This window comes from Streptomyces sp. NPDC003023 (genome assembly GCF_042888225.1).
GTDB lineage: Bacteria > Actinomycetota > Actinomycetes > Streptomycetales > Streptomycetaceae > Streptomyces.
Genome location: NZ_JBIAPL010000001.1, coordinates 868412 through 891962 on the forward strand (window position 1 = coordinate 868412; position 23551 = coordinate 891962).

The following is a 23551-nucleotide window of genomic DNA, read 5'->3' on the forward strand; positions in this document are numbered from 1 at the left end:
CCGGCCGGCGGGTGAGCGCCAGGCGCGTGGCGTCCCGCCGGGCGCGCATCACGCGGATGCCGCCCGGCAGACGCACGTCAGGCCGCGTGGCCGCCGTCCACGGAGAACTCGGCGCCCGTGACATACGCCGCCTCGCCGCCCGCCAGGAACGCGACCATCGACGCGACCTCGTCCGCGCTGCCGTAGCGGCCCAGCGCCGTGCCCGCCTTCTGCGGCTCCGCGTACGGGCCGTCCGCCGGGTTCATGTCGGTGTCGATCGGGCCCGGGTGGACGATGTTCGCCGTGATGCCCCGGTCGCCCAACTCCCTCGCCAGGGCCTTCGTCAGGCCGATCAGCGCCGACTTGCTCATCGTGTAGAGGGTGCCACCCGGACCCGGCACCCGCTGGGTCATGCAGGTGCCGATCGTGATGATGCGTGAGCCGCTCCCCATACGGGCGGCGGCCGCACGGGAGGTGAGGTACGCGCCCCGTACGTTCACCCCGAGCACGCGGTCCACGTCCTCGACGGTGATGCTGTCCAGCGGGCCGAGCACGCCGACGCCCACGTTGTTGACGAGGACGTCCAGCCCGCCGAGGGCGTCGGCCGTGCGGGCCACCGCCTCGGCGGCCTCGGTCGCGTCACCCGAGTCGGCGCGCAGAGCCACACCACGCCGGCCCAGCGCCTCGATCTGCCGGACGACGTCCTCGGCGGCCTCCTTCCCCGCCACGTAGGTGATCGCCACGTCGGCGCCCTCACGGGCCAGTCGCAGCGCGGTCGCCGCGCCGATCCCGCGGCTGCCGCCGGTCACCAGAGCCACCTTGCCGTTCATCCCTGCCTCCAACATCCGTTAAGTGGTTGCGGGTTCAATAACAGCCTGTTGCGCGGTCCGATGCTGGCGGTGATCGGACATCGCGCTCGGAGCGCCGATGAGTTCCGGCGGACCGGACGGTCAGAACTGTGAAACCCACCGAGCTGTGCAACCCACCGAGCTGTGCAACCCACCGATTCGGATGAAGCGCGCTGAAAGGCAGAACCATGGCGAAGCTCTCCCTCACCCAGTTCCTCACGCTCGACGGCGTCCGCCAGGCCCCTGGCGGCCCGGAGGAGGACGCCCGCGGCGGCTTCGACCTCGGCGGCTGGTCCGTGCCGTACGGGGACGACGACTTCGGGCGGTTCGTCGACGAGGTCTTCGGCAGGGTCGGCGCCTTCCTGCTCGGCCGCCGCACCTACGAGATCTTCGCCTCCTACTGGCCGAAGCAGACCGACCCCGCCGACCCGGTCGCCGCCAAGCTCAACAACCTGCCCAAGTACGTCGCCTCGACCACGCTCGCGACGGCCGACTGGGCCAACACGACGATCATCGGCGGCGACCTCGTCAAGGAGGTCACCGCGCTGAAGGAGCGCACCGACGGAGAGCTCCAGATGCACGGCAGCGGTGACCTCGCGCAGTCCCTGCTCGAGCACGACCTGATCGACACGCTGCACCTCATCGTCTTCCCCGTCGTCCTCGGCAAGGGCCTGCGCCTGTTCGCGGAGGGCGCCACCCCCACCGCGTTCAAGCACATGGAGGCCCGGACCACGAGCACCGGCGCGGCGATCCACACCTACGAACTCGCGGGCCGGCCGACGTACGGCACGTACTAGGGCCGTGACCGGGCGGAGCGGTGCCGGGACGGGAACCGGGAAACGTGTAGCACTCACAGGTCCCTCGCCGGTACGGTGATCGCCCCCGCGTGTGAGCCGCCGACGTCTCCACCCGTCCGTACCCGCAGGAGACCCGGTGTCGTCGATCGCCGTACCCGCGCCCGCCCTCGCACCCCGCCGGGCGTGGCTGACCGACCTGCCGGTGCTGGTCGTCGCCGTCGTGTGGGGAGCCAGCTACCTCGCGGCGAAGGGCATCACCACCACCCACACCGTCGTCGCCGTGCTCGTCCTGCGGTTCGCGCTGGTCCTGCCGGTGCTCGCGGTGGTGGGGCGGCGCAGACTGCGGTCGCTGACCGCCGCCCAGTGGCGCGGCGCCGCTCTGCTCGGGCTGATCCTCAGCGCCGTCTTCCTGCTCGAGACGTACGGCGTCGTTCGCACCTCCGCCACCAACGCCGGGCTCATCATCAGCCTGACCATGATCCTCACCCCGCTCGCGGAGGCGGCGGTGACCAGACGCCGGCCTCCCGCCTCCTTCCTCGCGGCGGCCGCCCTCTCCGTCGGCGGTGTCGTGCTGCTGACCCAGGGCGCCGGCTTCACGACCCCTTCCGCCGGTGACCTGCTGATGCTGCTCGCCGCCGTCGTCCGCACCGTCCATGTGCTGGCCATGGCACGGATCAAGGCCGTGCGCGGTGCCGACTCCCTCTCGCTCACGACCGTCCAACTCGGTGCGGCCGTCGCGGTGTTCGCCGTGCTGGCGGCCCTGCCCGGCAGCGGGGCGTCGCCCTGGACCGTGGCGGTCGGCTTCGGACCGCGCGAATGGGCCGGGCTGGTGTTCCTGTCCGTGTTCTGCACTCTGTTCGCGTTCTTCGTGCAGATGTGGGCGGTACGGCGCACCTCGCCGTCCCGCGTCAGCCTGATGCTGGGCACCGAGCCGCTGTGGGCCGCGACCGCCGGCATCGCCATCGGCGGCGAACACCTCGGCGCGGCCGGCCTCCTGGGCGCGGCGCTCGTGCTCACCGGTACGACATGGGGCCGCCGGGCCGCGGACCGGCAGCACTGCTGGTTTCGACGGCCATGCGATCTCTCCAGTACGACATGGCCTTCCGCGCCCGCGCCAAGCGGATGCAGACTTGGGGCTTCGGCCTGCTGTCCGTGGCGGCACTGCTGTGGGTGTGGTTCGGCGCGCTGCTGCTGTTCCCGTACACCCTCGAGAGCGGCTACGGCGAGGAGCGGGAGTGCGAGTCCCGGCTGCTGACCGAACGGGGCACGGCCAACGAGGGCGGCGAGGACATGACCTGCGAGTCCGAGCGCGACTGGCCCGAACTCCTCGCCATCCTGGGCCTGTCGGTTCCGGTCGCGGTCGTCGGCACCTCGCTGTGGACCAGCGGCGGCAACAGCCACCGCATGAGCGAGCACGTCGCGGAGATGGCCAGGCTCTCCCAGTCGCAGGACGCAGCGTAGGGGCGCCCGGCTCGACACCGCACTCGTCACCGAGTCCCGGCAGGCCGGAGCGACGGTCGTCCTCGACAACCGGATCGCCGACACGGGGGCACGGTGCCCGCCGCCACAGGCCACACCGTGTGCCGGATCGCGGGGGGAAGGACTGACCGGTGCCCGCAAGCACGCACCGGGCACCGAGGTGACCGGCGCGGTGGGCGGGCGGCCCGGCGACGGGCCCTCACCGTGCGGATCGACAGGCTCGCGCCCGTGGGCGGGGCCGGAGACGCCCGGTTCCGGACATCCCGGCCGAACCGGGCCTAGGCAACCGTGTCCGGATCGCGCTGTTGACGCACGAATCCGGGCTGCGGAGCGACGACCCGCACGTACGCTGAGGCCATGAGCATCGTCGATCTGGAGGCGTACGGACCGGACTTCACCGCGAACCCGTATCCGTACTACGAGCGACTCCGCGGTGTCGGGCCGGTCCATCAGGTGCGGAGCACGGACGGGGGCCGGTTCTGGCTGATCGTCGGACATGACGAGGCACGAGCCGCCTTCTCGGACGCGCGGCTCGTCAAGTCGCCCGCCGCCGTGGGCATGACGATGCTCGACGTGGACATCGTCGGGCCGCATCTGCTGGCGGTGGACCCGCCCGACCACACGCGGCTGCGAAAGCTCGTCAGCCGGGAGTTCACGCCCCGCCGGGTGGAGGCGCTGCGACCGCGGGTCCAGGGGATCACCGACGAACTGCTGGACGAGATGCTGCCCGCCGGGCGCGCCGACCTGATCGACTCCCTGGCCTTCCCGCTGCCGATCGTCGTCATCTGCGAACTGCTCGGCATCCCGGCCGCCGACCGGGACGTTTTCCGCAAGTGGTCCAACGAGATCGTGGTCCCGACCTCCGAGGAAGCCGGGGTGGACGCGGTCCGGCAACTCGCCGCCTACCTCGACGAACTCATCGAGGACAAGCGCTGCGCGGGCCCCACCGACGACCTCCTGTCCGCGCTCGTCCGCACCAGGGCCGAGGACGGCGACCGGCTCTCCCTCGCCGAACTCCGCGCCCTGGCCTACCTCCTGCTCATCGCCGGTCATGAGACGACCGTCAACCTGATCTCCAACGGTGTGCGCGCCCTGCTCACCCATCCCGACCAACTGGCGGCCCTGCGCGCCGACCTCGGCCTGATGGGCGGAGCGATCGAGGAGATGCTCCGCTACGACGGCCCGGTGGAGGCCGCCACGCTGCGCTTCAGCACGGCGGCCGTGCCGTTCGGCGACGTGGTCGTCCCGCAGGGCGAGATGGTGCTGATCGGTCTGGCCGCGGCCGACCACGACCCGGCACGCTTCCCCGCACCCGACCGCTTCGACATCCGCCGCGCCGCCCAGGGCCACCTCGCCTTCGGCCACGGCCTGCACTTCTGCCTGGGCGCCCCGCTGGCCCGCCTGGAGGCGGCCGTCGCGATCCGCTCCCTGCTGGAGCGCTGCCCCGGTCTCGCCCTCGACGAGACGGCGGGCTCCTACGACTGGCTACCGGGCCTGCTGATGCGCGGCGTACGTCACCTGCCGGTGCGCTGGTAGGGACGCGCCGTGTTCCCGCGCCGCCCGGGTGCCCGCTGCCCCGTCCTGCCCAAGGAGCCCGACCATGAACGAACTTGACCTCGGCACGGCCCGCAAGGTGCTCGACGCGCAGCCGTTCAGCCAGCTGGTCGGGGCGCGGATCACCGCCTTCGGAGGCGGTGAGGCGGTGCTCGAGGTGGACATCCGAGAGGACCTGCGCCAGCAGAACGGATACCTGCACGGCGGTGTCGTCGCCTACGCCGCCGACAACTGCATCACCTTCGCCGCCGGTACGACCCTCGGGCCCGCCGTGCTGACCGGGGGCTTCTCGGTCCAGTACGTCCGGCCCGTCACGGGACGCACACTCGTCGCGCGGGCGGCCGTCGTGCACAGCGGGCGGCGGCAGGCGGTGGTCCGCTGCGATCTGCTCGCCGTCGACCAGGACGGCGAGGAAACGCTCTGCGCCGTCGCCCAGGGCACCGTACTCTCCGCCTCCGCCCCGCAACCCGAGAGGGAGTCGTGACCACTGACGCCACAGACACCACGGACGCCACTGAGGCCGTGGACGCCGTCGACGCCTTGGAGGCCGCCGATGCCACTGTCGTCGACCTCGCCGCGCTCGGCGAGGAGTTCACCCGCGATCCGTATCCCGTCTACGCCGCCCTGCGCGCCCGCGGACCCGTGCACCGCATCCGGATGCCGGAGGGCCACGAAGCCTGGCTGATCGTCGGCTACGAGGCGGGCCGGGCCGCTCTCGCGGACGGGTCGCTGTCGAAGGAGTGGCGCAACGCGGCACCCGACGTGGGCGCCGCACGAGTCTCCTCGGGCATCAGCATGCTCAGCTCCGACGCCCCGCGCCACACCCGGCTGCGCAAGCTGGTGGCCCGCGAGTTCACCACGCGGAGGGTCGAGCGGCTCGCCCCACGGGTACGGCAGATCACGGACGAACTGCTGGACCGGATGGAGCCCCTGGGGCGGGCCGACCTCGTCGACGCGTTCTCCTTTCCGCTGCCCATCGCCGTCATCGGCGAACTGCTGGGCGTGCCGGTCGCCGACCGGGACGTCTTCCGGCACTGGTCGAACACCGCCCTCTCCTCGCCCGACGCGGCACAGCGGGCACAGGCCGCCGGGGAGATGACGCGGTACCTGACCGGACTGCTCGACGACAAGCGCGCACATCCCGGTGCCGACCTGGTGAGCGCGCTGGTCCACCAGACCGACGACGAGGACCGGCTCTCCGCGGAGGAACTGCTGGGCATGGCCTGGCTGCTGCTCGTCGCGGGTCACGAGACGACCGTCAACCTGATCTCCAACGGTGTCCTCGCCCTGCTTACGCACCCGGACCAACTCGCGGCACTGCGAGCCGACTTCTCGCTCATCGACGGCGCCGTGGAGGAGATGCTCCGCTGGGAGGGCCCCGTCGAGACCCCGACGTACCGCTTCACCACGCGTCCCTACGAGGTCGGCGGCACGGTCGTCCCCGGGGGCGGGCAACTCGTGCTGGTCGCCTTGTCCGACGCCGACCGTGACCCGGCCAGGTTCCCGGACCCGGCTCGCTTCGACATCCGCCGCGACACGCGGGGCCATCTGGCCTTCGGCCACGGCATCCACTACTGCCTGGGCGCGCCGCTGGCCCGCCTCGAGGCGCGCGTCGCGATCCGGTCGCTGCTCGAACGCTGCCCGGGCCTCGCCCTGGACGCCCACCCGGCGGCCCTGCCGTGGCGGACCGGCATGCTCATCCGAGGACCGGAACGCCTCCCGGTCCGCTGGTAGCGGCGCTGCGTGACCGTGGCGCGGACGTGACGTGGCCGTGGCGGGCCCGGTCCGGGGCGGCCAGGTCCCGGCCCGGTCCGGTCCGGGGCGGCCCGGTCCCGGCCCGGTCCCGGTCCGGTCCGGTCCGGGGCGGCCCGGTCCCGGCCCGGTCCCGGTCCGGTCCGGCGAGGCCCCGGAGTGACATGGTTTCTCGGCGGCGCCCCTCGGGGCGGCCGCCGTCAGTCCGCCGGGATCTCCTCCAGCCGCACCGGCCGCCGCTCGCGACGGGACAGCTCGCACGCCTCCGCCACCCGCAGCGCCGTCAGCGCCTCCCGGCCGTCGCACGCGTTGTCCGCCTCGCCCCGCACCAACCGGACGAACGCGTCCAGCTCCGCCTCGTACGCCGGGGCGAAACGCTCGAGGAAACCGGGCCACGGCTTGTCGACGGGCGGCAGGCCGTGCGGCTCGGTCGAGCTGATCGGCGTACGGTCGTCGAGGCCGACGGCGACCTGGTCGAGCTCTCCGGCCAGCTCCATCCGTACGTCGTAACCGGCGCCGTTGCAGCGGGTGGCGGTCGCCGTGGCCAGCGTGCCGTCGTCGAGGGTGAGCACCGCCGCCGCCGTGTCGATGTCGCCCGCCTCCCGGAACATCGAGTGCCCCGCGTCGGAGCCGGTCGCGTACACCTCGGTGATCTCCCGGCCCGTCACCCATCGCAGGATGTCGAAGTCGTGGACCAGACAGTCCCGGTACAGACCGCCCGACAGCGGCAGATAGGCGGCGGGCGGCGGCGCGGGGTCGGACGTGATGGCCCGCACCGTGTGCAACCGGCCCAGCCGGCCGGAACGCACCAGCTCACGGGCAGCGGTGTAACCGGCGTCGAAGCGCCGCATGAAGCCGAGCTGGAGAGCGGTGCCGGCCTGCTCCACCTCGCGCAGCGCGGCCATCGTGCCCGGCAGATCGAGGGCGATCGGCTTCTCGCAGAACGCCGGGAGCCCGGCGCGCGCCGCGCGGGCGATCAGGTCGGCGTGGGCGGCGGTCGCCGAGGCGATCACCACCGCGTCCACGCCCCAGGTGAAGACCTCGTGGGCGCTGGGGGCGGCGGTGGCACCGCAGCGGTCCGCCACCTCCACGGCCCGGGCCGCGTCGGTGTCCGCCACGACCAGTGAACCCACCTCACGATGGCGGCTGAGCACGCCCGCGTGAAAGCTGCCGATACGTCCCGTCCCGATGAGTCCGATGCGCATGGCCCAAAGGTGGAGGTGGGGCTGCCGCGCTGTCAAGACTTTGTCCTGACAACCGAACCTCACGACTTCCCGTCAACATGGCGTGCGACTACGCTCCCCCACGTGCCCAAGCAGCCCAGACACGAGACGGAACCGTCCTTGTCGCTCCAGCTGAGCGTGGACCGCACCAGCCCGGTCCCGCTCTATTTCCAGCTTTCGCAGCAGCTGGAATCGGCCATCGAGAGGGGGGTCCTCACTCCGGGCAGCCTGCTCGGCAACGAGATAGAACTCGCGGGCCGCCTCGGTCTGTCCCGGCCGACCGTCCGCCAGGCCATCCAGTCGCTGGTCGACAAAGGGCTCCTGGTGCGGCGCCGCGGTGTGGGCACCCAGGTCGTGCACAGCCAGGTCCGGCGCCCGCTGGAGCTCAGCAGCCTCTACGACGACCTGGAGGCGGCCGGTCAGCGGCCCGCCACCGTCGTCCTGAACAACGTCGTCGAGCCCGCGAGCGCCGAGGTCGCCGCGGCGCTCGGTGTACCGGAGGGCAGCGACGTCCAGCTGATCGAGCGACTGCGCTACGCCCACGGCGAGCCGATGGCCCACCTGCGCAACCATCTGCCGGCCGGCCTGCTGGACTGCGACACCCGGCGGCTCGAGGCCACCGGCCTCTACCGGATGATGCGCGCGGCCGGAATCACCCTGCACAGCGCCCGCCAGTCGGTCGGCGCGCGCGCCGCGACGGCCGAGGAGGCCGAGCTGCTGGGGGAGGCCGCGGGGGCGCCGCTGCTCACCATGGAACGCGCCACCTTCGACGACACCGGCCGGGCGGTCGAGTTCGGCTCGCACGTCTACCGGGCGTCGCGCTACGCCTTCGAGTTCCAGCTCCTGGTCCGCCCCTGACACACCTCGCGTAAGAATGTTCGGACAAAGTCTTGACGAGGTCGCGGGGCCACCGTAGAAACTCACCCAGCCGCAACCGGGCGGCCGGGAGAGAAGGCGGACCCACCATGCGTACCACCCGCACGGCAGCAGCCCTGCTCGCCGCATGTGCCCTGGCCGTCGTCGCCGGATGCAGCAGCTCCGGCGGCAAGGAGGCCGACGAGAAGCCGGCCGGGGACGGCGCGGGCGGCGAAGCGGCGAAGACGCCCCGTATGAAGATCGCCATGGTGACCCACTCCGGCCAGGGCGACACGTTCTGGGACATCGTCCAGTCCGGCGCCAAGGTCGCCGCCCGCAAGGACAACGTCGACTTCCTGTACGCCGCGAACCCCGAGGGCAAGGAACAGGCCCAGCTGATCCAGACGTACATCGACCAGAAGGTCGACGGGATCATCGTCACCCTCGCCAAGCCGGAGGCCGTCGGCGACGTGGTGAAGAAGGCCGTCGCGGCCGGCATCCCGGTCGTCACCGTCAACTCCGGAGCGGAGTTCTCGAAGGGTCTCGGCGCGCTCAGCCACATCGGCCAGGACGAGTCGGTGGCCGGAGAGGCCGTCGGCGAGGAGCTGAACAGACAGGGCAGGAAGAAGGCGCTCTGCGTCATCCACGAGCAGGGCAACGTCTCCCTGGAGGCACGCTGCGCCGGAGTGAGGAAGACCTTCGAGGGCACGGTGGAGAACCTCAACGTCGAGGGCACCAACATGCCCGCCACCACCTCCTCCATCGAGGCGAAGCTGCAGAGCGGCAAGGACATCGACTCCGTCGTCACCCTCGGCGCGCCGTTCGCGGCCGCGTCGGTGAAGGCCAAGCAGGGTGCGGGCTCGGCGGCCCAGATCAGCACGTTCGACCTGAACGCCGAGGTCGTGAAGCGGCTGAAGGCCAAGGAGATCGCCTTCGCCGTCGACCAGCAGCCCTACCTCCAGGGCTACCTCGCGGTCGACGAACTGTGGCTGAACAAGGTCAACAAGAACGTCATCGGTGGCGGCAAGCCGATCCTCACCGGCCCGGCCCTGGTCACGGAGAAGGACGTCCCGGCCCTCGAGAAGCTCACGGCCGACGGCACACGGTGAATGCGCCCGCCCCGGCCCCGGCGGCCGCCTGCCCGCCCCCGATGCCGACCCCGCGACCAGCGATGACAGATACTTGGGCGGCCGGCCGGCTCCGTCCAGGAGCCGACCGCGGCAGGCAGCACAGCGAGTACGGCAAGAAGGGCACCACGTCGTGGCAAGGGCAGGGACAGGGGTACGCGCGCTGGGCGCGGTGCTGGCGGCAGTACTCGGAGCCTCCCTCGTGGGATGCAGCAGCACCGGCGGCAAGCGCGCGGAGGACGCCCGCAAGGCCGAGGCGGCGACCGGGAAGGCCGCGGTGAACACACCTCGCTGGACCTTCGCCATGGTCACCCACTCGGGCGATGGCGACACGTTCTGGGACATCGTCCAGAACGGCGCCCGGCAGGCCGCCGCCAAGGACAACATCAACTTCCTCTACGCCCACAACGACGAGGGACAGCAGCAGGCCCAGCTCGTCGACTCCTACATCTCCAAGAAGGTCGACGGCCTGATCGTCACCCTCGCCAAACCCGACGCGATGAAGTCAGTCGTCGCCAAGGCCCGCAAGGCCGGCATCCCCGTGATCACGGTGAACTCCGGCTCCGAGCAATCCAAGGCCTACGGTGCGCTCACCCACATCGGCCAGGACGAGTCGATCGCCGGCGAGGCCGTCGGCGACGAGCTCGACGCACGCGGCAGGAAGAAGGCCCTGTGCGTCCTGCACGAGCAGGGCAACGTCGGCCACGAGCAGCGCTGCGCGGGCGCAAAGAAGACCTTCGCCGGCGACATGCAGAACCTGTACGTCGACGGCACCAACATGCCCGACGTCCAGGCCTCCATCGAGGCGAAGCTGCAGGCCGACCGGTCCATCGACTCCGTCGTCACCCTCGGCGCGCCGTTCGCCGACGCGGCCGTGCAGGCCAAGGAGACCGCCGGGTCCAAGGCGGAGATCGCCACCTTCGACCTCAACGCCAAGGTCGCGAAGGCCCTCACGGCGGGCTCGCTCGGCTTCGCCGTCGACCAGCAGCCCTACCTCCAGGGCTACCAGGCAGTGGACCTGCTGTGGCTGTACAAGTACAACGCCGACGTGCTCGGCGGCGGACGCCCGGTCCTGACCGGGCCGCAGATCATCACCGAGAAGGACGCCGCAGAGCTGCAGAAATACACGGAGCGGGGGACCCGATGAGCCGGACCGCACCACCAGCGACACCCGACAGCACGCCGGACCGGTCCCGCAAGGCCGACGAGCGGCTGCTGCGGACCTCGCCGCTGCGCAAGCTGATGGGCCGGCCGGAGCTGGGCTCCGTCGTGGGCGCCGTGGCGGTCTTCATCTTCTTCTCGATCGTCGCCGACGCCTTCCTGCAGCCGTCCAGCCTCGCCACCGTCCTGTACGCGGCGTCCACGCTCGGCATCATGGCGGTGCCCGTGGCGCTGCTGATGATCGGCGGGGAGTTCGACCTCTCCGCCGGTGTGATGGTGACCAGCTCCGCGCTGATCTCCTCGATGTTCAGCTACCAGATGACCGCCAACGTGTGGGTCGGCGCGCTCGTCTCGCTGCTGCTCACTCTCGGGCTCGGCGCCTTCAACGGCCTGATGCTGACCCGTACGAAACTGCCCAGCTTCATCATCACGCTCGGCACCTTCCTGATGCTGACCGGCCTCAACCTCGGCCTGACCAAGCTGATCAGCGGCACGGTCTCCACCAAGACGATCGGCGACATGGAGGGCTTCGCCTCGGCCGAGAGCGTCTTCGGCGAGTTCGCCGTCGGCGACACCACCGTCAAGGCGACCATCGTGTGGTGGTCCGTACTGATCGCGCTCGCCACCTGGATCCTGCTGCGCACCCGCTTCGGTAACTGGATCTTCGCGGCGGGCGGCAACGCGGACGCGGCCCGCGCGGTGGGCGTCCCCGTCGCCCGGACCAAGATCCTGCTGTACATGGGCGTCGCCTTCGGCGCCTGGGTCTCCGGCCAGCACCTGCTGTTCTCCTTCGACGTGGTGCAGTCCGGCGAGGGCGTCGGCAACGAGCTGACGTACATCATCGCGGCGGTCATCGGCGGCTGCCTGATCACCGGCGGCTACGGCTCCGCGATCGGCTCGGCGATCGGCGCGCTGATCTTCGGCATGACCAGCAAGGGCATCGTCTACGCGGAGTGGAACCCGGACTGGTTCAAGTTCTTCCTCGGAGCGATGCTCCTCCTGGCCACCCTGCTCAACGCATGGGTACGCAAGCGTGCGGAGGCGACCACCTGATGAGTGCCCTTGTCGAACTCGACGACGTCAGCAAGTACTACGGCAACGTCCGGGCCCTCGAAGGCGTCTCGCTGGAGTGCCACGCCGGTGAGATCACGTGTGTGCTCGGCGACAACGGCGCAGGCAAGTCCACCCTGATCAAGATCATCGCGGGGCTGCACCGGCATGATGCGGGCACGCTGCGGATCGAGGGCGAGGAGACCTCCCTCGCCGGCCCGCGCGAGGCGCTGGACCGGGGTATCGCCACCGTCTACCAGGACCTCGCGGTCGTCCCGCTGATGCCCGTCTGGCGGAACTTCTTCCTCGGCTCTGAGCCGACCAAGGGCGTCGGGCCCTTCAAGCGCCTCGACGTGGAGACCATGCGCGGCACCACCCGCTCGGAGCTGCTCCGGATGGGCATCGACCTGCGCGACGTCGACCAGCCCATCGGAACGCTGTCCGGCGGCGAGCGGCAGTGCGTGGCGATCGCCCGCGCCGTCTACTTCGGCGCCAAGGTCCTGGTGCTGGACGAGCCCACCGCCGCACTGGGTGTGAAGCAGTCCGGCGTGGTGCTCAAGTACGTGGCCGCCGCCCGCGACGCCGGTCTGGGAGTGGTGCTCATCACCCACAACCCGCACCACGCCTATCTCGTCGGCGACCGTTTCGTACTGCTGAAGCGCGGCGTCATGTCGGCCGCCCACACCAGGCAGACCGTCACACTCGACGAGCTCACACGGCAGATGGCCGGCGGCAGCGAGCTCGAGGACCTGCGCCACGAACTGGAGCGAGCACCCGCGCCGACCCACCTCGGCGGCCATCCCTCGGGCAAGGAGCGGCCCACCGACTGACGCGAGGCTGGGGGGCGGACCCGTACGCCGACTAGCATCGAGGGGCGGACCCCCACCCGCCCCGGACCCTCCGGGCCGCACCCGACCCGGAACCCGGGCCGCAACCGACCCGGAACCCCGACCGGACGACACGACCCGCAGGGACGACTTGAGCACGTACCGCGACTTCACCAGCCGAGGCACCGCGCGCGCCGGTGCCCTCAAGACGGTCGGCCCGCGTGAGCGGCGCTCGCACCTGACCGCGCCCCGCGTACCCACGGTCGGCATCGACATCGGCGGCACCAAGGTGATGGCGGGCGTCGTGGACGCCGACGGGATCATCCTGGAGAAGATCCGCACGGAGACCCCGGACAAGTCCAAGAGCCCGAGAGTCGTCGAGGACACCATCTGCGAGCTGGTCCTCGACCTCTCCGACCGCCACGACGTGCACGCCGTGGGCATCGGCGCGGCCGGCTGGGTCGACGCCGACCGCTCGAAGGTCCTGTTCGCACCCCACCTCGCCTGGCGCAACGAACCCCTGCGCGACGCGCTCTCCGCCCGTCTCGCCGTTCCGGTCCTGGTGGACAACGACGCCAACACCGCCGCCTGGGCGGAGTGGCGCTTCGGCGCCGGGCGTGGCGAGGACCACATCGTCATGATCACGCTCGGTACCGGCATCGGCGGCGCGATCCTCGAGGACGGCCAGGTCAAGCGCGGCAAGTTCGGTGTCGCGGGTGAGTTCGGGCACATGCAGGTCGTGCCCGGCGGCCACCGCTGCCCGTGCGGCAACCGCGGCTGCTGGGAGCAGTACAGCTCGGGCAACGCCCTCGTCCGCGAGGCCCGTGAACTGGCCGCCGCGGACTCCCCGGTCGCCTACAACATCATCGACCGGGTCGGCGGCAACGTCCGCGACATCACCGGGCCGCTCATCACCGAACTCGCCCGCGAGGGCGACGCGATGTGCGTCGAACTGTTCCAGGACATCGGCCAGTGGCTCGGTGTCGGCATCGCCAACCTGGCCGCCGCCCTCGACCCCTCCTGCTTCGTCATCGGCGGCGGCGTCAGTGCCGCCGACGACCTGCTGATCGGCCCCGCCAGGGACGCCTTCCGCCGTCACCTGACCGGCCGCGGCTACCGCCCGGAGGCCCGGATCGCCAAGGCCCAGCTCGGCCCCGAAGCCGGTATGGTCGGCGCGGCCGACCTCGCACGGCTGGTGGCCCGCCGCTTCCGCCGGACCAACCGCCGCCGCGTGGAACGCCACGAGCGCTACGAGCGCTACGCACAGGCCCTGCGCAACCCGAGCTCCGCCCGTCTCACCCAGGAACCCCCTTCATGACAACGCTGACCACCCGCCAGGCCACGCCGACGCCGCCGACGCCGACCCCCGAGGGCCGGCGCCACATGATCATGCGCCGCTGGATCACCGCGATCGTCATCGTGCTTCTCATCGGCATCCCGGCCGGCTATCTGCTGATCTCCGCCGAGCAGAGCCGCGCCAGCGGCCGCGACAAGGCCGCGGACGCCGCGGCCCAGGGACTGCGCGACCTGATGCCGTCCCTCATGAAGCGCCGCATCTTCGAGGTGCCGATCCCCGAGGGTTCCAAGCGGGTCGGCTACTACGAGACCAGCAACTGGAAGACCAGCCGGTTCTACGTGCAGTTCCGTACGACCGCGACGGGCCTCGACGCCTTCCTGAAGGACATCGGCCTGAGCCGCGGCGCGCTCGAGGACGGCAAGGTCACCATCGACGACCGGAACGCGGATGTGGTCGGCTGGAACTTCGGGCTCGAGGACCGTGCCTGGGCCGGCACGGTACGCACCCAGAAGGACCCGCGCCCCAGCCAGGACATCACTGTGGATCTGACCGAACCGGACCGCCCCTGGGTGTACGTCGTCTCCACGTCGAACCCGTAGGGCCAAAAGGGCCCGGCCGGTGCCGGCCGGGCCCATTGACGACCGCTCCGGGAGCGGTCAGCCGCTGGTCCACCGTGTCTCGGTCGTGTGTGTGAGCTGGTACAGCTCGGGCACGGGGACCTTGACGGGCTCCTGAGTGGTGCGAGCGATCACGACGACCGCGGGCTCGTTCGGGTCGGGGTTCTCCTCGCGGTGCGGGACGAACGGGGGGACGAGGAAGAAGTCGCCCGGCCCGGCGGCGAGTCGTACCTCCTGGGTGCCGTCGTGGTAGACGAACACCGGGTGTCCGCTCACCACGTAGATGCCCGCCTCCGAGTCACCGTGGTGGTGGTTGTCCGTGGAGCTCGACGGCGGATTCTCCACGAGACCCATCCACAGCTTCCTCGAACCGACCGTGCCGCCGCTGATGGCGGCGTAACCGTCCAACTCCCCGGCCCGGATGTGGTGGACGCGATTGTTCGGTGGCGTCTCGCCGTCCTCGTACGCAGTCATCCCGCGGCCTCCCGTTGCCGATTGCCGATCGGTCATCAGGCTGCCGCGCCCGCAGCCGACCGGACAATCTCTTTTGCCGTTACGGCAAATCGCGGGCGGCCGGGCAGCCGCTCGCGACTCACGGGTGCCTCGGAACGGACGCATCGTGCCGGGCTGCGCGCCTCGCGGCGCGCGACCCGGCACGTCCGGCGCCGGATCAGTCCCTCGTCGTACCGCCCTTGCGGCCCTTGCCGGTGACCGCGCCGGGGGACTCCACGGCGGCCGCGGCGTCCACGACGCCCCAGCCGTAGACCGGTGAGTAGAGCCCGGTCAGGGCGGTGCCCGGCTGACGGGCCGTGTCGAGCAGCGTCCGCTCCACGTCGGCCAGCGTCCGGCCCTGGGCGAAGAGCAGCGCGGCGACGCCCGCCACGTGCGGCGTCGCCATGGACGTTCCGGCGTAGTAGTCGTAGTCCTGCCGGCCGCAGGACGCCGAGCCGGTGCCGGTCGGCACCGTGGACACGATGTCGTCCTGGCAGGACGTCAGGCCCGCGCCGCCCGGCGCGGAGACGGCCTTGAGGTCGGGCTTGTTGGGGAGTTCGGAGAACCAGCTCTTCACCTCGTTGCGGTCGGTGGACGCCACACAGACGGCTCCCGGCTCCCACGCAGGCGTGCTGCAGAACGCCGTGGTGGAGTTGCCCGCCGCCGCGATGACCGACGTGCCCCGCGCGTTGGCGTACGCGATCGCCTCGGTGACCGACGACTCCAGCCCGGTCAGCGTGAGGGCCTGCGTGCCGGCCAGCCCGCCGAGGCTCATGTTGATCACGTCGGCGCCGTGGTCGACGGACCACCGTATGCCGGCGGCTATGTCCTCGAAGGAACCGCTGCCCTCCTCGAGCACCTTGACCGGCATGATCCTGGCGTTCGGGGCGACTCCGGCGACACCGGTGCCGTTGCCGGCGACCGCGGCGACGATGCCGGCGACGTGCGTGCCGTGCTCGTCGCCGTTGTTCTCCCCGTCCGGACCGCGGAAGTCACCGTTGCCGCACGGCTGTCCGGTGCTGCCGCATCCGGTGAACGTCGCGCCGGCCACCAGGTTGCCCTTGAGGTCGGGGTGTGTGAGGTCCACTCCCGTGTCGACGACGGCGACCACGGCGCCATTGCCGGTGCTGGTGGCCCAGGCCTGTGGGGCACGGACCTGGTCCAGACCCCACTGTTCGCCTCTGAGCGGGTCACCGGCACCGGCACCGGCGTCGGCCGCACCGGCCGACGCGATCAACAGGGCAGCGGCGCCGACCACGGACGCGGCACGAGCAAGTGTTCTGCTGCGGGACATGTGTTCCTCTCTGAGGCGCTGCCTCGGGCGCCGGTACGCAGTCGGCTGCTCAGCGGTGAGGTAGCGGATGGATGGTGCGATGTGCGGGTCGAGCGGCCCACCCGGACCGCCGGCGCTGCGGTGAGCGCGGACACGACCGGTCCGCTGGGCACGCCCATGTGCGGACCCGCGGCTGGTGGAGACGTCGGGGGCGTTACCCGTCGCGGGAAATGAAAGCCTGCATTCCGCTCTCCGGGCAATGCCAAAGCACCACCGAAATGCTGCTCGCGCCGAAATTTTCGGCGCTCCGGCAGCACCAGCGGCCGCCGCAGGGCAGCGCTCATCACCACCGGGACACCGGGCCCGATCGCCGACCTGACGGTCGTGCGCGGACCCGACGTCTGCACGGCGGAGCGGACGGACCCGACGCTCCGCGGGAAGCGGCGCGCCGGGACAGCAGGAGCACCGGCCCTGTCCCCCCGCGGCATCCGGGAGGACAGGGCCGCGGCGTCAGCGCGGGCGCCGGGTCGCCAACCAGAGGCAGATGCCCGGCGGTACGGCACCGGCCAGTCCGGCCAGCAGCGCGGCGCCGGCGACCGGCTCGCTGAGCGTCGGCAGCGACGCGGTGAGGGAGCCCGAAGCGGTGGGCACCGTCACCTCGCACCCCTGCTCGGTCATGGACGTTCCGCCGCCCTCGACCAGGAGTCCGTGGCCGTCCTCCATACACTGCCTGGACCCGATGGCGTCGGCGCCGAACCACAGCAGCGCGGCCAGTACGGCGAGCATCAGCGCCCCCGCCAGACCCACGCTCCGCAGGAGGCGGCTGCGATCCGTGCCCGGGTGTCCCTGTGCGTTCATTCGCGTATCAGTCCTCGAAGGCGGCGTGTCAGCGGTTGGCGGGGCAGTCGTACGCGCCGTTCACCTTGTAGGTCGGCGAGCTGCCCCGTACCCAGTCCGCGCAGCTCGGCACGCGCCAGCCACGGGACTTGCCCACCAGGGGCTCGGTGCCGGAGCCCGGCCGGTCGTAGTTCAGGCCCGTGCAGGAGCTGCCCGGGTCCATGCCGAGGTCGTTGCAGTCGTTGCTGATCTTCTGGGCGCCCAGGTCGTAGGGGGAGCTGGACTTGGTGCCCTTCTCCGCGGCGATCCAGAAGTTGTACGCCACCCCCGCGGTGAGCTTCTTGGGGTAGCCCACCCCCACGGAGAAGTCGAGCTTCTCGCAGGAGTCGGTGGTGTCGTCCCAGTCCCAGTAGGCCACGGCGGCGCTGGGGAAGTTCCAGCCGTACTTCACGGCGTTCCACTTGAACCCGGTCGACCAGCCCGCCCAGAACTCGGTGTAGGCGCTGTCCGCGCAGTAGGGACGGGTGAGATCCCACAGATCCGTGTTGTACAGCGACATGTTGTGCTCATAGGCGAAGTCGTCGCCGAAGGCGGCGATGTCGCCGGAGGAGTACCAGCGCAGGTGGTGCCGGAACTTGCGCGGCATGTCCGTGGGGGACTCGTACGGACTGTTGTACGCCCGCATCGTCCCGTACCACGGTGCCCAGGTGTTGGAGATGCTCGCCGGGGTCGTCGTCCCGTCGGCCGAGGAGGTCGAGGACGTCGAGGACGACTCGTCCGCGTCCGCGCGGCTCTCCTCGGCGGCCGCGCGCATGGCGTCGGTGCGACCCAGGACGGCCTCCCTGGCGCGGGTGGCGTCGGCGGCCCGCTCGAGGGTGCCCAGCGGGAGGCGGTCCACCTCCTCGGCGTCCGAGTCGAAGGTCCTGGCCTCTGCTAGCACCGGGTCCAGCGCCGTGAGCCGGGCCGCCGGCACTTCGCCGTCCACGACGACGAGGAACACCAGCGGCTCCACGCCGTACTGGCCGACGACGCTCTGGCGCATGCTCTCCACGGCGCTGTCGGCGGTAACACCGGGGCCCGGCTGGTCACCGCCGCCGATCTCGCCGGTGTAACGCAGCAGGAGCGGCTGGAGCCCCGCGAGCGAGGTCTTGAGCTCGTCGAGCGTACGGGGCACGGCGAACAGCAGCCGTGTCACCGTCGGCTGGACCTGGGGCACGGTCGCTGCGACCGGCGCCGGGGACGGCTCGTCGGTGGTCTGGGCGGTCGCCGCTGCCGTGGGCAGCAGAGTGAGGGCGAGGCAGCCGGCGGTGGCCGCGGCCCACATGGTCAGAGAACGAAGTTTCATCTGCGTGTGTGCTCCGGGTGTGAGTCGGGTGCGTCAGCTCTTGGTGCGGGACAGCACGAGGCCGGTACGGGCGTCGATCTCGAGGCGTTCCACGTCCGGCACCTCGGTCCCGGGACGGCCGGTGAGCCCTCGGTCGACGGTGACCGTCCAGCGGCCGGCGTTCCAGGTGTCGGCCACGGCGGTGGCGGTGCCCCGGTCGTCGCCGATCGCGGCGCGGGCGGCCGAGATCGCCTCGTCGTGACCGACCGCGAAGGCGGCGGCCGTCCCGGCCGCGGCGCCCCGAGCGGCCGAGAGGTAGGTGACGGCTCCGGTGCGGCGGTCGACCTCCACGGTCACCTGACTCGCGCCCGAGCGTCCGGCGGCGTCCACCGGACGCCACGTCAGGAGGGTGAGGGCGTCACCCTCCAGGTGACTGACCGGCTCTTCGGTCACGAGCTGCCGGCTCGCGTCCCAACCGGCGACATTGCGCTCGACGAACCGCTCCGCGGCGGCGCGGGTCTCCTCGGCGTCGAGCCGTACGTCCCCTTCGGTCGTCGGAGTTCCCACGAGGTCGGCCAGCGAGCCGTCGGCCGCCGTCCGGTACTCGATCCCCTCGGCGGTCTCGACCGTCGTGAAGGGCTCGCCCGCCGGTCCCTGTGTGGTGGTCGTACGGACCGGCGTGAGGGCGGAGACGGTGCTGAACTGCGGGGTGGCCACGGGGCGGCTGTTCAGCGGCTCGCCCTCACCGGCCGGCTTGAGCCTGACCGATCCGGGGGCGGCTGCCGCGCCGCGGATCACGTAACGGTCCCAGCCCCCGGCGGAACCTTCCTTGGCCACGAGGTCGGAACGGGCCCGGGAGAGCGCCGTGGACACGGTGACACCCGTGGTGGCGTGATAGGAGAACCGGCTCCAGAAGTAGTTGCCGGAGTAGTTCGTCGTACTGGTCGCCGTGCCGGACGTGGTCGCCGGATACATGACCAGTCCGGTGAAGCTGACCGCCGAGTCGACGCCGCGGCTGACGGCGACGTCGTTGAAGTTCCCCAACTGCCCGGACTGGGCGGTGTAGCAGCCCGCGAGGATCAGCAGCCGCATGTCGTCGATCTCGGCGTACGGCAGGTACTCGGTGAAGAACCGCAGGTTCGCGTAGAGAGGCACCAGATCCTGCGTCCGGCCGGCCGCGAGGATCGCGTCCTGGTCGTCCGACGGCCCCTCGTCGGTCTGGAAGACGCCGCCGTTCGAGTGTCCGAACAGCGCGAAGACGCCTGAGCCCAGCGCGTCCCCCCACGCGTCGTCCGCGCTGCGCCCCGCGGTGTGGCCGGTACCCGCGTAGCCGACCGAGCGGGCCGCGTCGCGGAACACCGTGGCGCTGAGCCGGGTGTCCAGACCGTCGTTGAACCGCATCCCGATGCTGGTCTCCGCGACTTGTGCCGCGTGGACTGCCGGGGTGCTCGCGGTCACCGCGCTCAGGGCGCAGACGATCGCGATCGGTATCGCGAGCGCCGCACGCCGGCGCCGCGGTCTGCCATGGCCTGTGAGTCCCATCGACTCTCCGCTTCTTCTGCCGCACCGGTCGGTGCACCGGTGCTGTCATCTGCTCTACGCAGACGGAGGGCGGCTCCCTCGCGGAAGACGGCAGTTTTTTTCGGCGCGTCCTCGGAGGGACGCGTGACGGGACTCGGCCCGGTTCAGCCCGCCGGAAGCGCGGGCTCAGGCACCGGCTCAGAAACGCCGGGAACGTCCGGTACGTCGGCGTCCGGCGATACGACTTCCCCCGGTGCCACGTCCAGCTCCTGCGCCTTCGGTCGCAGCGCCACCCGCTGGTTCGCCGGCAGCGCGGTGCCCTTGAGAGCGAGTCGGCGTGCCTCGTCGTGGTCGCACACGACCTCCTCGTGTGGTGCGGCGCCGGGCGCGGACAGCATCGACCGGGACGCCGACGTATCCCGGCGTCCCGGTCGAGCAGCCGGTGCTGGTCGACGCACAGCCGCACGGTCACCGCGGTCAGCCACGCGCCGAGTCGGTCGCCCTCCAGGTGCGGGCGCTCGGCGGCCCCGGCCGTCGCCTCGTGCGTCGAGGCAGCCGAATCGGCCGTACGGGCCGATGAGTTGATTCGCGAGACCGTCACCCGCAACGGCGTCGTTCAAGTCCGCGCCCAGGAGCGCAGGACCCGGCGTGAGATTATTTGTTGCCTCAAGCGGTATGCCGCCCGCGAGGTCTTCAAACTGGTCAGGACGATGTCCACCGCCCCCCCGTCATAGGGGCGTCCGTGAGAGATGAGAGGGTCTGACGGGTGAGTGAGACACCGACGAATACCCTGCAGTACCGCATTGACGGGCCCGAAGACGCACCAGCTCTGGTCCTCGGGCCCTCCCTCGGCACCACCTGGCACATGTGGGACCGGCAGATCGCCGAGCTCTCGCAGCGGTGGCGTGTGATGCGGTTCGACCTGCCCGGCCACGGTGGCGCACCGGCCCACCCCGCGACCTCCGTCGGCGACCTCGCCGAGCGACTGCTCGCCACCCTGGACCAGTTGGGTGTTCAGCGGTTCGGCTACGCGGGCTGCTCGATCGGCGGCGCGGTCGGCATCGAGCTGGCGCTGCGTCATCCGCAGCGCGTGGCGACCCTGGCGCTCGTCGCGGCTTCGCCCCGATTCGGCACCGCCGACGAGTTCCGCCAGCGCGGTGTCGTCGTCCGTACGAACGGTCTCGACCCGACGGCGCGCAGCGCGCCGGAGCGCTGGTTCACCACGGCCTTCGCCGCGGCGCAGCCGGCGATCGTCGAGTGGGCCGTCCAGATGGTCCGCACCACCGACCCCGGCTGCTACATCGCCGCCTGCGAGGCGCTCGCGGCGTTCGACGCCCGTGCCGAGCTCGGCCGGATCGGCGTTCCCACCCTCGTCGTGGTCGGCTCGGAGGACCAGGTGACCGGACCCGCGGAGGCCCGCACGCTGGTCGCCGGCATTCCGGACGCCCGGCTCGCGCTCGTGCCCGGCGCCTCCCATCTGGCCCCTGTCGAGCAGCCCGCCGCGGTCACGGATCTGCTCGCCCACCACTTCGCGACCGCCTGGCACGACACCCTTTCCGGCTTCCAGGCGCCGCCCGTGCCCGCCACCTCCGTGCCCGTCGCGCCGGTGGCCGAGATCGGCCCCGCCGCCCCCGAGCAGCCGCCGGCCACCGGGGCGGGCAGGCCCGACCCGTACCAGGCGGGGATGAAGATACGGCGTGAGGTGCTCGGCGACGCGCACGTCGACGAGGTGCTCGCCGACGGCGACGACTTCACGGGCGACTTCCAGGAACTGGTCACCCGCTACGCGTGGGGCGAGGTGTGGACCCGCGAGGGCCTGGACAGACGCACCCGCAGCTGTGTGACGCTGAGCGCCCTGGTCGCGGGCGGGCACCTGGAGGAGCTGGGCTTCCACACCCGCGCGGCGCTGCGCAACGGACTGACTCCGTCGGAGATCAGGGAGGTTCTGATCCATACGGCGGTGTACTGCGGTGTCCCTGCCGCGAATGCGGCCTTCAGGGTGGCGCAGGCCGTGATCCAGGAGGAGACCACGCCTCGCGCGTAGGCGTGCGTTGCAGGATGGGGGCATGAGGCTCACCAAGAAGACCCATGCCTGCGTCCAGGTCGAGAAGGACGGGCGGCGTCTGGTCGTCGACCCCGGCGGCTTCAGCGAGGAGGACGCCGCCCTCGGGGCCGACGTCCTGCTCGTCACGCACGAGCATCCGGACCACTTCGACGAGGGCAGACTGCGTGCCGCGCTCGAGGCGAACCCCTCCGCGGGGCTGTGGACCCTGCGCAGCGTCGCGGACTGGCTCTCGGCCGCGTTCCCCGGGCGCGTCACCACGGTCGGCCACGGTGACGCGTTCACCGCGGCCGGGTTCGACGTCCAGGTGCACGGTGAGCTGCACGCGGTGATCCACCCGGACATTCCGCGGATCACCAATGTCGGCTTCCTGGTGGACGGCTCCCTCTTCCACCCGGGTGACGCGCTGACCGTGCCCGACCATGCCGTGGACACGCTGATGCTGCCGGTGCACGCCCCGTGGAACAAGATCTCCGAGGTCATCGACTATGTGCGGGAGGTGCGGCCGCGCCGCGCCCTCGACATCCACGACGCCCTGCTCACGGACCTCGCCCGGCCGATCTACGACCGGCAGATCGGCGAGCTCGGCGGGGCCGAGCACGGGCGGCTCGCGCCGGGGGAGTCGTGGGACGTGTGAGCGCCCCGGCGGCGGCCGGACCGGTGACTGTCGTACCCCGCCGTTAGGCTTTGCGGCATGCGTATCGCCACGTGGAACGTCAACTCGATCACCGCCCGGCTGCCCCGGCTGCTCGCCTGGCTGGAGAGCAGCGGCACGGATGTGCTGTGCGTCCAGGAGACCAAGTGCACCGAGGAGCAGTTCCCCGCGGAGGCGCTCCGCGAGCTCGGTTACGAGTCCGCGGTCAACGCCACCGGCAGGTGGAACGGCGTGGCGCTGCTCTCGAAGGTCGGCCTGGAGGACGTCGTGGTGGGACTGCCCGGCGGTCCTGACTACGAGGGTGTGCAGGAGCCGAGGGCGATCTCCGCGACCTGCGGCCGGGCCCGCGTCTGGTCGGTCTACGTGCCCAACGGCCGGGAGGTCGCGCACGACCACTACGGCTACAAGCTGCGCTGGCTGGAGGCGCTGTCCGTCGCGGTGACCGAGGACGCCGCCGCCGAGCGGCCGTTCGCCGTGCTCGGCGACTTCAACATCGCGCCGACGGACGACGACGTGTGGGACCCGTCCTTCTTCGAGGGCATGACCCATGTGACGCCGCCGGAGCGGGCCGCCCTGGAGGCGCTGCGCAAGCGCGGCCTGTCCGACGTGGTGCCGCGCCCGCTGAAGTACGCGCACCCCTTCACGTACTGGGACTACCGCCAGCTGTGCTTCCCCAAGAACCGCGGCATGCGCATCGACCTCGTCTACGGCAACGAACCCTTCGCCACGGCGGTCAAGGACGGTTACGTGGACCGTGAGGAGCGCAAGGGCAAGGGCGCCTCCGACCATGCACCGGTTGTTGTCGATCTGGACATCTGACG

Annotated in this window: 23 protein-coding genes and 1 pseudogene; 16 read left to right on the forward strand and 8 right to left on the reverse strand. The window is 71.4% G+C overall.

Annotation, left to right across the window (positions count from 1 at the left end; all coding sequences use genetic code 11):
• Positions 1-77 precede the first annotated feature (77 nt).
• A complete protein-coding gene (locus ACFYV1_RS03545) occupies positions 78-809 on the reverse strand; it encodes an SDR family oxidoreductase (RefSeq protein WP_389393667.1) in 732 nt (243 codons plus the stop codon).
• A gap of 206 nt (positions 810-1015) precedes the next feature.
• Between ACFYV1_RS03545 and ACFYV1_RS03550 the strand changes: the two genes are divergently transcribed.
• From ACFYV1_RS03550 to ACFYV1_RS03575, 6 genes and pseudogenes are all read left to right on the forward strand, one after another.
• On the forward strand, positions 1016-1624 hold the full coding sequence (locus tag ACFYV1_RS03550; RefSeq protein ID WP_389393668.1) for a dihydrofolate reductase family protein: 609 nt from the start codon (positions 1016-1018) through the stop codon (positions 1622-1624).
• 136 nt (positions 1625-1760) lie between these two features.
• A pseudogene (locus tag ACFYV1_RS03555) lies at positions 1761-2672 on the forward strand (DMT family transporter); the annotation flags it as partial.
• A gap of 104 nt (positions 2673-2776) precedes the next feature.
• A complete protein-coding gene (locus ACFYV1_RS03560; RefSeq protein ID WP_389393669.1) occupies positions 2777-3085 on the forward strand; it encodes a hypothetical protein in 309 nt (102 codons plus the stop codon).
• A 375-nt stretch (positions 3086-3460) separates the two neighbouring features.
• Complete coding sequence (locus tag ACFYV1_RS03565) at positions 3461-4639, forward strand: cytochrome P450 (protein WP_389393670.1); 1179 nt, start codon at positions 3461-3463, stop codon at positions 4637-4639.
• 64 nt (positions 4640-4703) lie between these two features.
• Positions 4704-5141 carry a PaaI family thioesterase gene (locus tag ACFYV1_RS03570; protein WP_389393671.1) on the forward strand — a complete coding sequence of 146 codons (438 nt, stop codon included), beginning with the start codon at positions 4704-4706 and terminating at the stop codon, positions 5139-5141.
• 56 nt (positions 5142-5197) lie between these two features.
• A complete protein-coding gene (locus tag ACFYV1_RS03575; protein WP_389394561.1) occupies positions 5198-6391 on the forward strand; it encodes a cytochrome P450 in 1194 nt (397 codons plus the stop codon).
• 218 nt (positions 6392-6609) lie between these two features.
• Here ACFYV1_RS03575 and ACFYV1_RS03580 read toward each other — a convergent pair whose 3' ends face one another.
• The gene (locus tag ACFYV1_RS03580) at positions 6610-7614 is read right to left on the reverse strand and encodes a Gfo/Idh/MocA family oxidoreductase (protein ID WP_389393672.1); all 1005 of its coding nucleotides are present in this window, start codon (positions 7612-7614) and stop codon (positions 6610-6612) included.
• 156 nt (positions 7615-7770) lie between these two features.
• On the opposite strand from ACFYV1_RS03580, the gene ACFYV1_RS03585 reads away from it, so the two are divergent.
• The 7 genes from ACFYV1_RS03585 to ACFYV1_RS03615 all read left to right on the forward strand — a co-directional run bounded on the left by ACFYV1_RS03585 (position 7771) and on the right by ACFYV1_RS03615 (position 14548).
• Entirely contained in the window at positions 7771-8490 is a 720-nt protein-coding gene (locus tag ACFYV1_RS03585) for a GntR family transcriptional regulator (RefSeq protein WP_389394562.1), read from the forward strand.
• A gap of 107 nt (positions 8491-8597) precedes the next feature.
• On the forward strand, positions 8598-9596 hold the full coding sequence (locus ACFYV1_RS03590; protein WP_389393673.1) for a sugar ABC transporter substrate-binding protein: 999 nt from the start codon (positions 8598-8600) through the stop codon (positions 9594-9596).
• Positions 9597-9747: 151 nt separating this feature from the next.
• Complete coding sequence (locus ACFYV1_RS03595; RefSeq protein ID WP_389393674.1) at positions 9748-10761, forward strand: sugar ABC transporter substrate-binding protein; 1014 nt, start codon at positions 9748-9750, stop codon at positions 10759-10761.
• Positions 10758-11828, forward strand: a complete 1071-nt coding sequence (locus tag ACFYV1_RS03600) for an ABC transporter permease (RefSeq protein WP_389393675.1) — start codon at positions 10758-10760, stop codon at positions 11826-11828. The genes ACFYV1_RS03595 and ACFYV1_RS03600 overlap by 4 nt, the downstream gene beginning before the upstream one ends.
• The gene (locus ACFYV1_RS03605; protein ID WP_389393676.1) at positions 11828-12655 is read left to right on the forward strand and encodes an ATP-binding cassette domain-containing protein; all 828 of its coding nucleotides are present in this window, start codon (positions 11828-11830) and stop codon (positions 12653-12655) included. The genes ACFYV1_RS03600 and ACFYV1_RS03605 overlap by 1 nt, the downstream gene beginning before the upstream one ends.
• A gap of 148 nt (positions 12656-12803) precedes the next feature.
• Positions 12804-13970, forward strand: coding sequence for an ROK family glucokinase (locus ACFYV1_RS03610; RefSeq protein WP_389393677.1), 1167 nt, complete (start codon positions 12804-12806; stop codon positions 13968-13970).
• Positions 13967-14548, forward strand: coding sequence for a hypothetical protein (locus ACFYV1_RS03615; protein WP_389393678.1), 582 nt, complete (start codon positions 13967-13969; stop codon positions 14546-14548). Before ACFYV1_RS03610 ends, ACFYV1_RS03615 begins: the two co-directional genes overlap by 4 nt.
• Positions 14549-14605: 57 nt before the next feature.
• Here ACFYV1_RS03615 and ACFYV1_RS03620 read toward each other — a convergent pair whose 3' ends face one another.
• The 6 genes from ACFYV1_RS03620 to ACFYV1_RS03645 form a co-directional block, all read right to left on the reverse strand.
• Positions 14606-15040, reverse strand: a complete 435-nt coding sequence (locus ACFYV1_RS03620; RefSeq protein WP_389393679.1) for a cupin domain-containing protein — start codon at positions 15038-15040, stop codon at positions 14606-14608.
• A gap of 196 nt (positions 15041-15236) precedes the next feature.
• On the reverse strand, positions 15237-16352 hold the full coding sequence (locus ACFYV1_RS03625; protein ID WP_389393680.1) for a S8 family peptidase: 1116 nt from the start codon (positions 16350-16352) through the stop codon (positions 15237-15239).
• A 489-nt stretch (positions 16353-16841) separates the two neighbouring features.
• Complete coding sequence (locus ACFYV1_RS03630) at positions 16842-17189, reverse strand: hypothetical protein (protein WP_389393681.1); 348 nt, start codon at positions 17187-17189, stop codon at positions 16842-16844.
• 28 nt (positions 17190-17217) lie between these two features.
• Positions 17218-18513: a hypothetical protein gene (locus tag ACFYV1_RS03635; protein ID WP_389393682.1), complete on the reverse strand. Its 1296-nt coding sequence runs from the start codon at positions 18511-18513 to the stop codon at positions 17218-17220.
• A 33-nt stretch (positions 18514-18546) separates the two neighbouring features.
• Positions 18547-20034, reverse strand: coding sequence for a hypothetical protein (locus ACFYV1_RS03640; protein ID WP_389393683.1), 1488 nt, complete (start codon positions 20032-20034; stop codon positions 18547-18549).
• Between the two features lie 143 nt (positions 20035-20177).
• Positions 20178-20372 (reverse strand): hypothetical protein, encoded by a 195-nt coding sequence (locus ACFYV1_RS03645; RefSeq protein WP_389393684.1) that lies wholly within the window; start codon positions 20370-20372, stop codon positions 20178-20180.
• Positions 20373-20779: 407 nt separating this feature from the next.
• Here ACFYV1_RS03645 and pcaC point away from each other — a divergent pair, with 407 nt between their 5' ends.
• The 3 genes from pcaC to ACFYV1_RS03660 are packed head-to-tail and all read left to right on the forward strand — an operon-like array spanning position 20780 to position 23549.
• Complete coding sequence (gene pcaC / locus ACFYV1_RS03650) at positions 20780-22057, forward strand: 4-carboxymuconolactone decarboxylase (protein ID WP_389393685.1); 1278 nt, start codon at positions 20780-20782, stop codon at positions 22055-22057.
• 22 nt (positions 22058-22079) lie between these two features.
• On the forward strand, positions 22080-22712 hold the full coding sequence (locus ACFYV1_RS03655; protein ID WP_389393686.1) for an MBL fold metallo-hydrolase: 633 nt from the start codon (positions 22080-22082) through the stop codon (positions 22710-22712).
• 57 nt (positions 22713-22769) lie between these two features.
• Positions 22770-23549, forward strand: coding sequence for an exodeoxyribonuclease III (locus tag ACFYV1_RS03660; RefSeq protein WP_389393687.1), 780 nt, complete (start codon positions 22770-22772; stop codon positions 23547-23549).
• Positions 23550-23551: the final 2 nt, after the last annotated feature.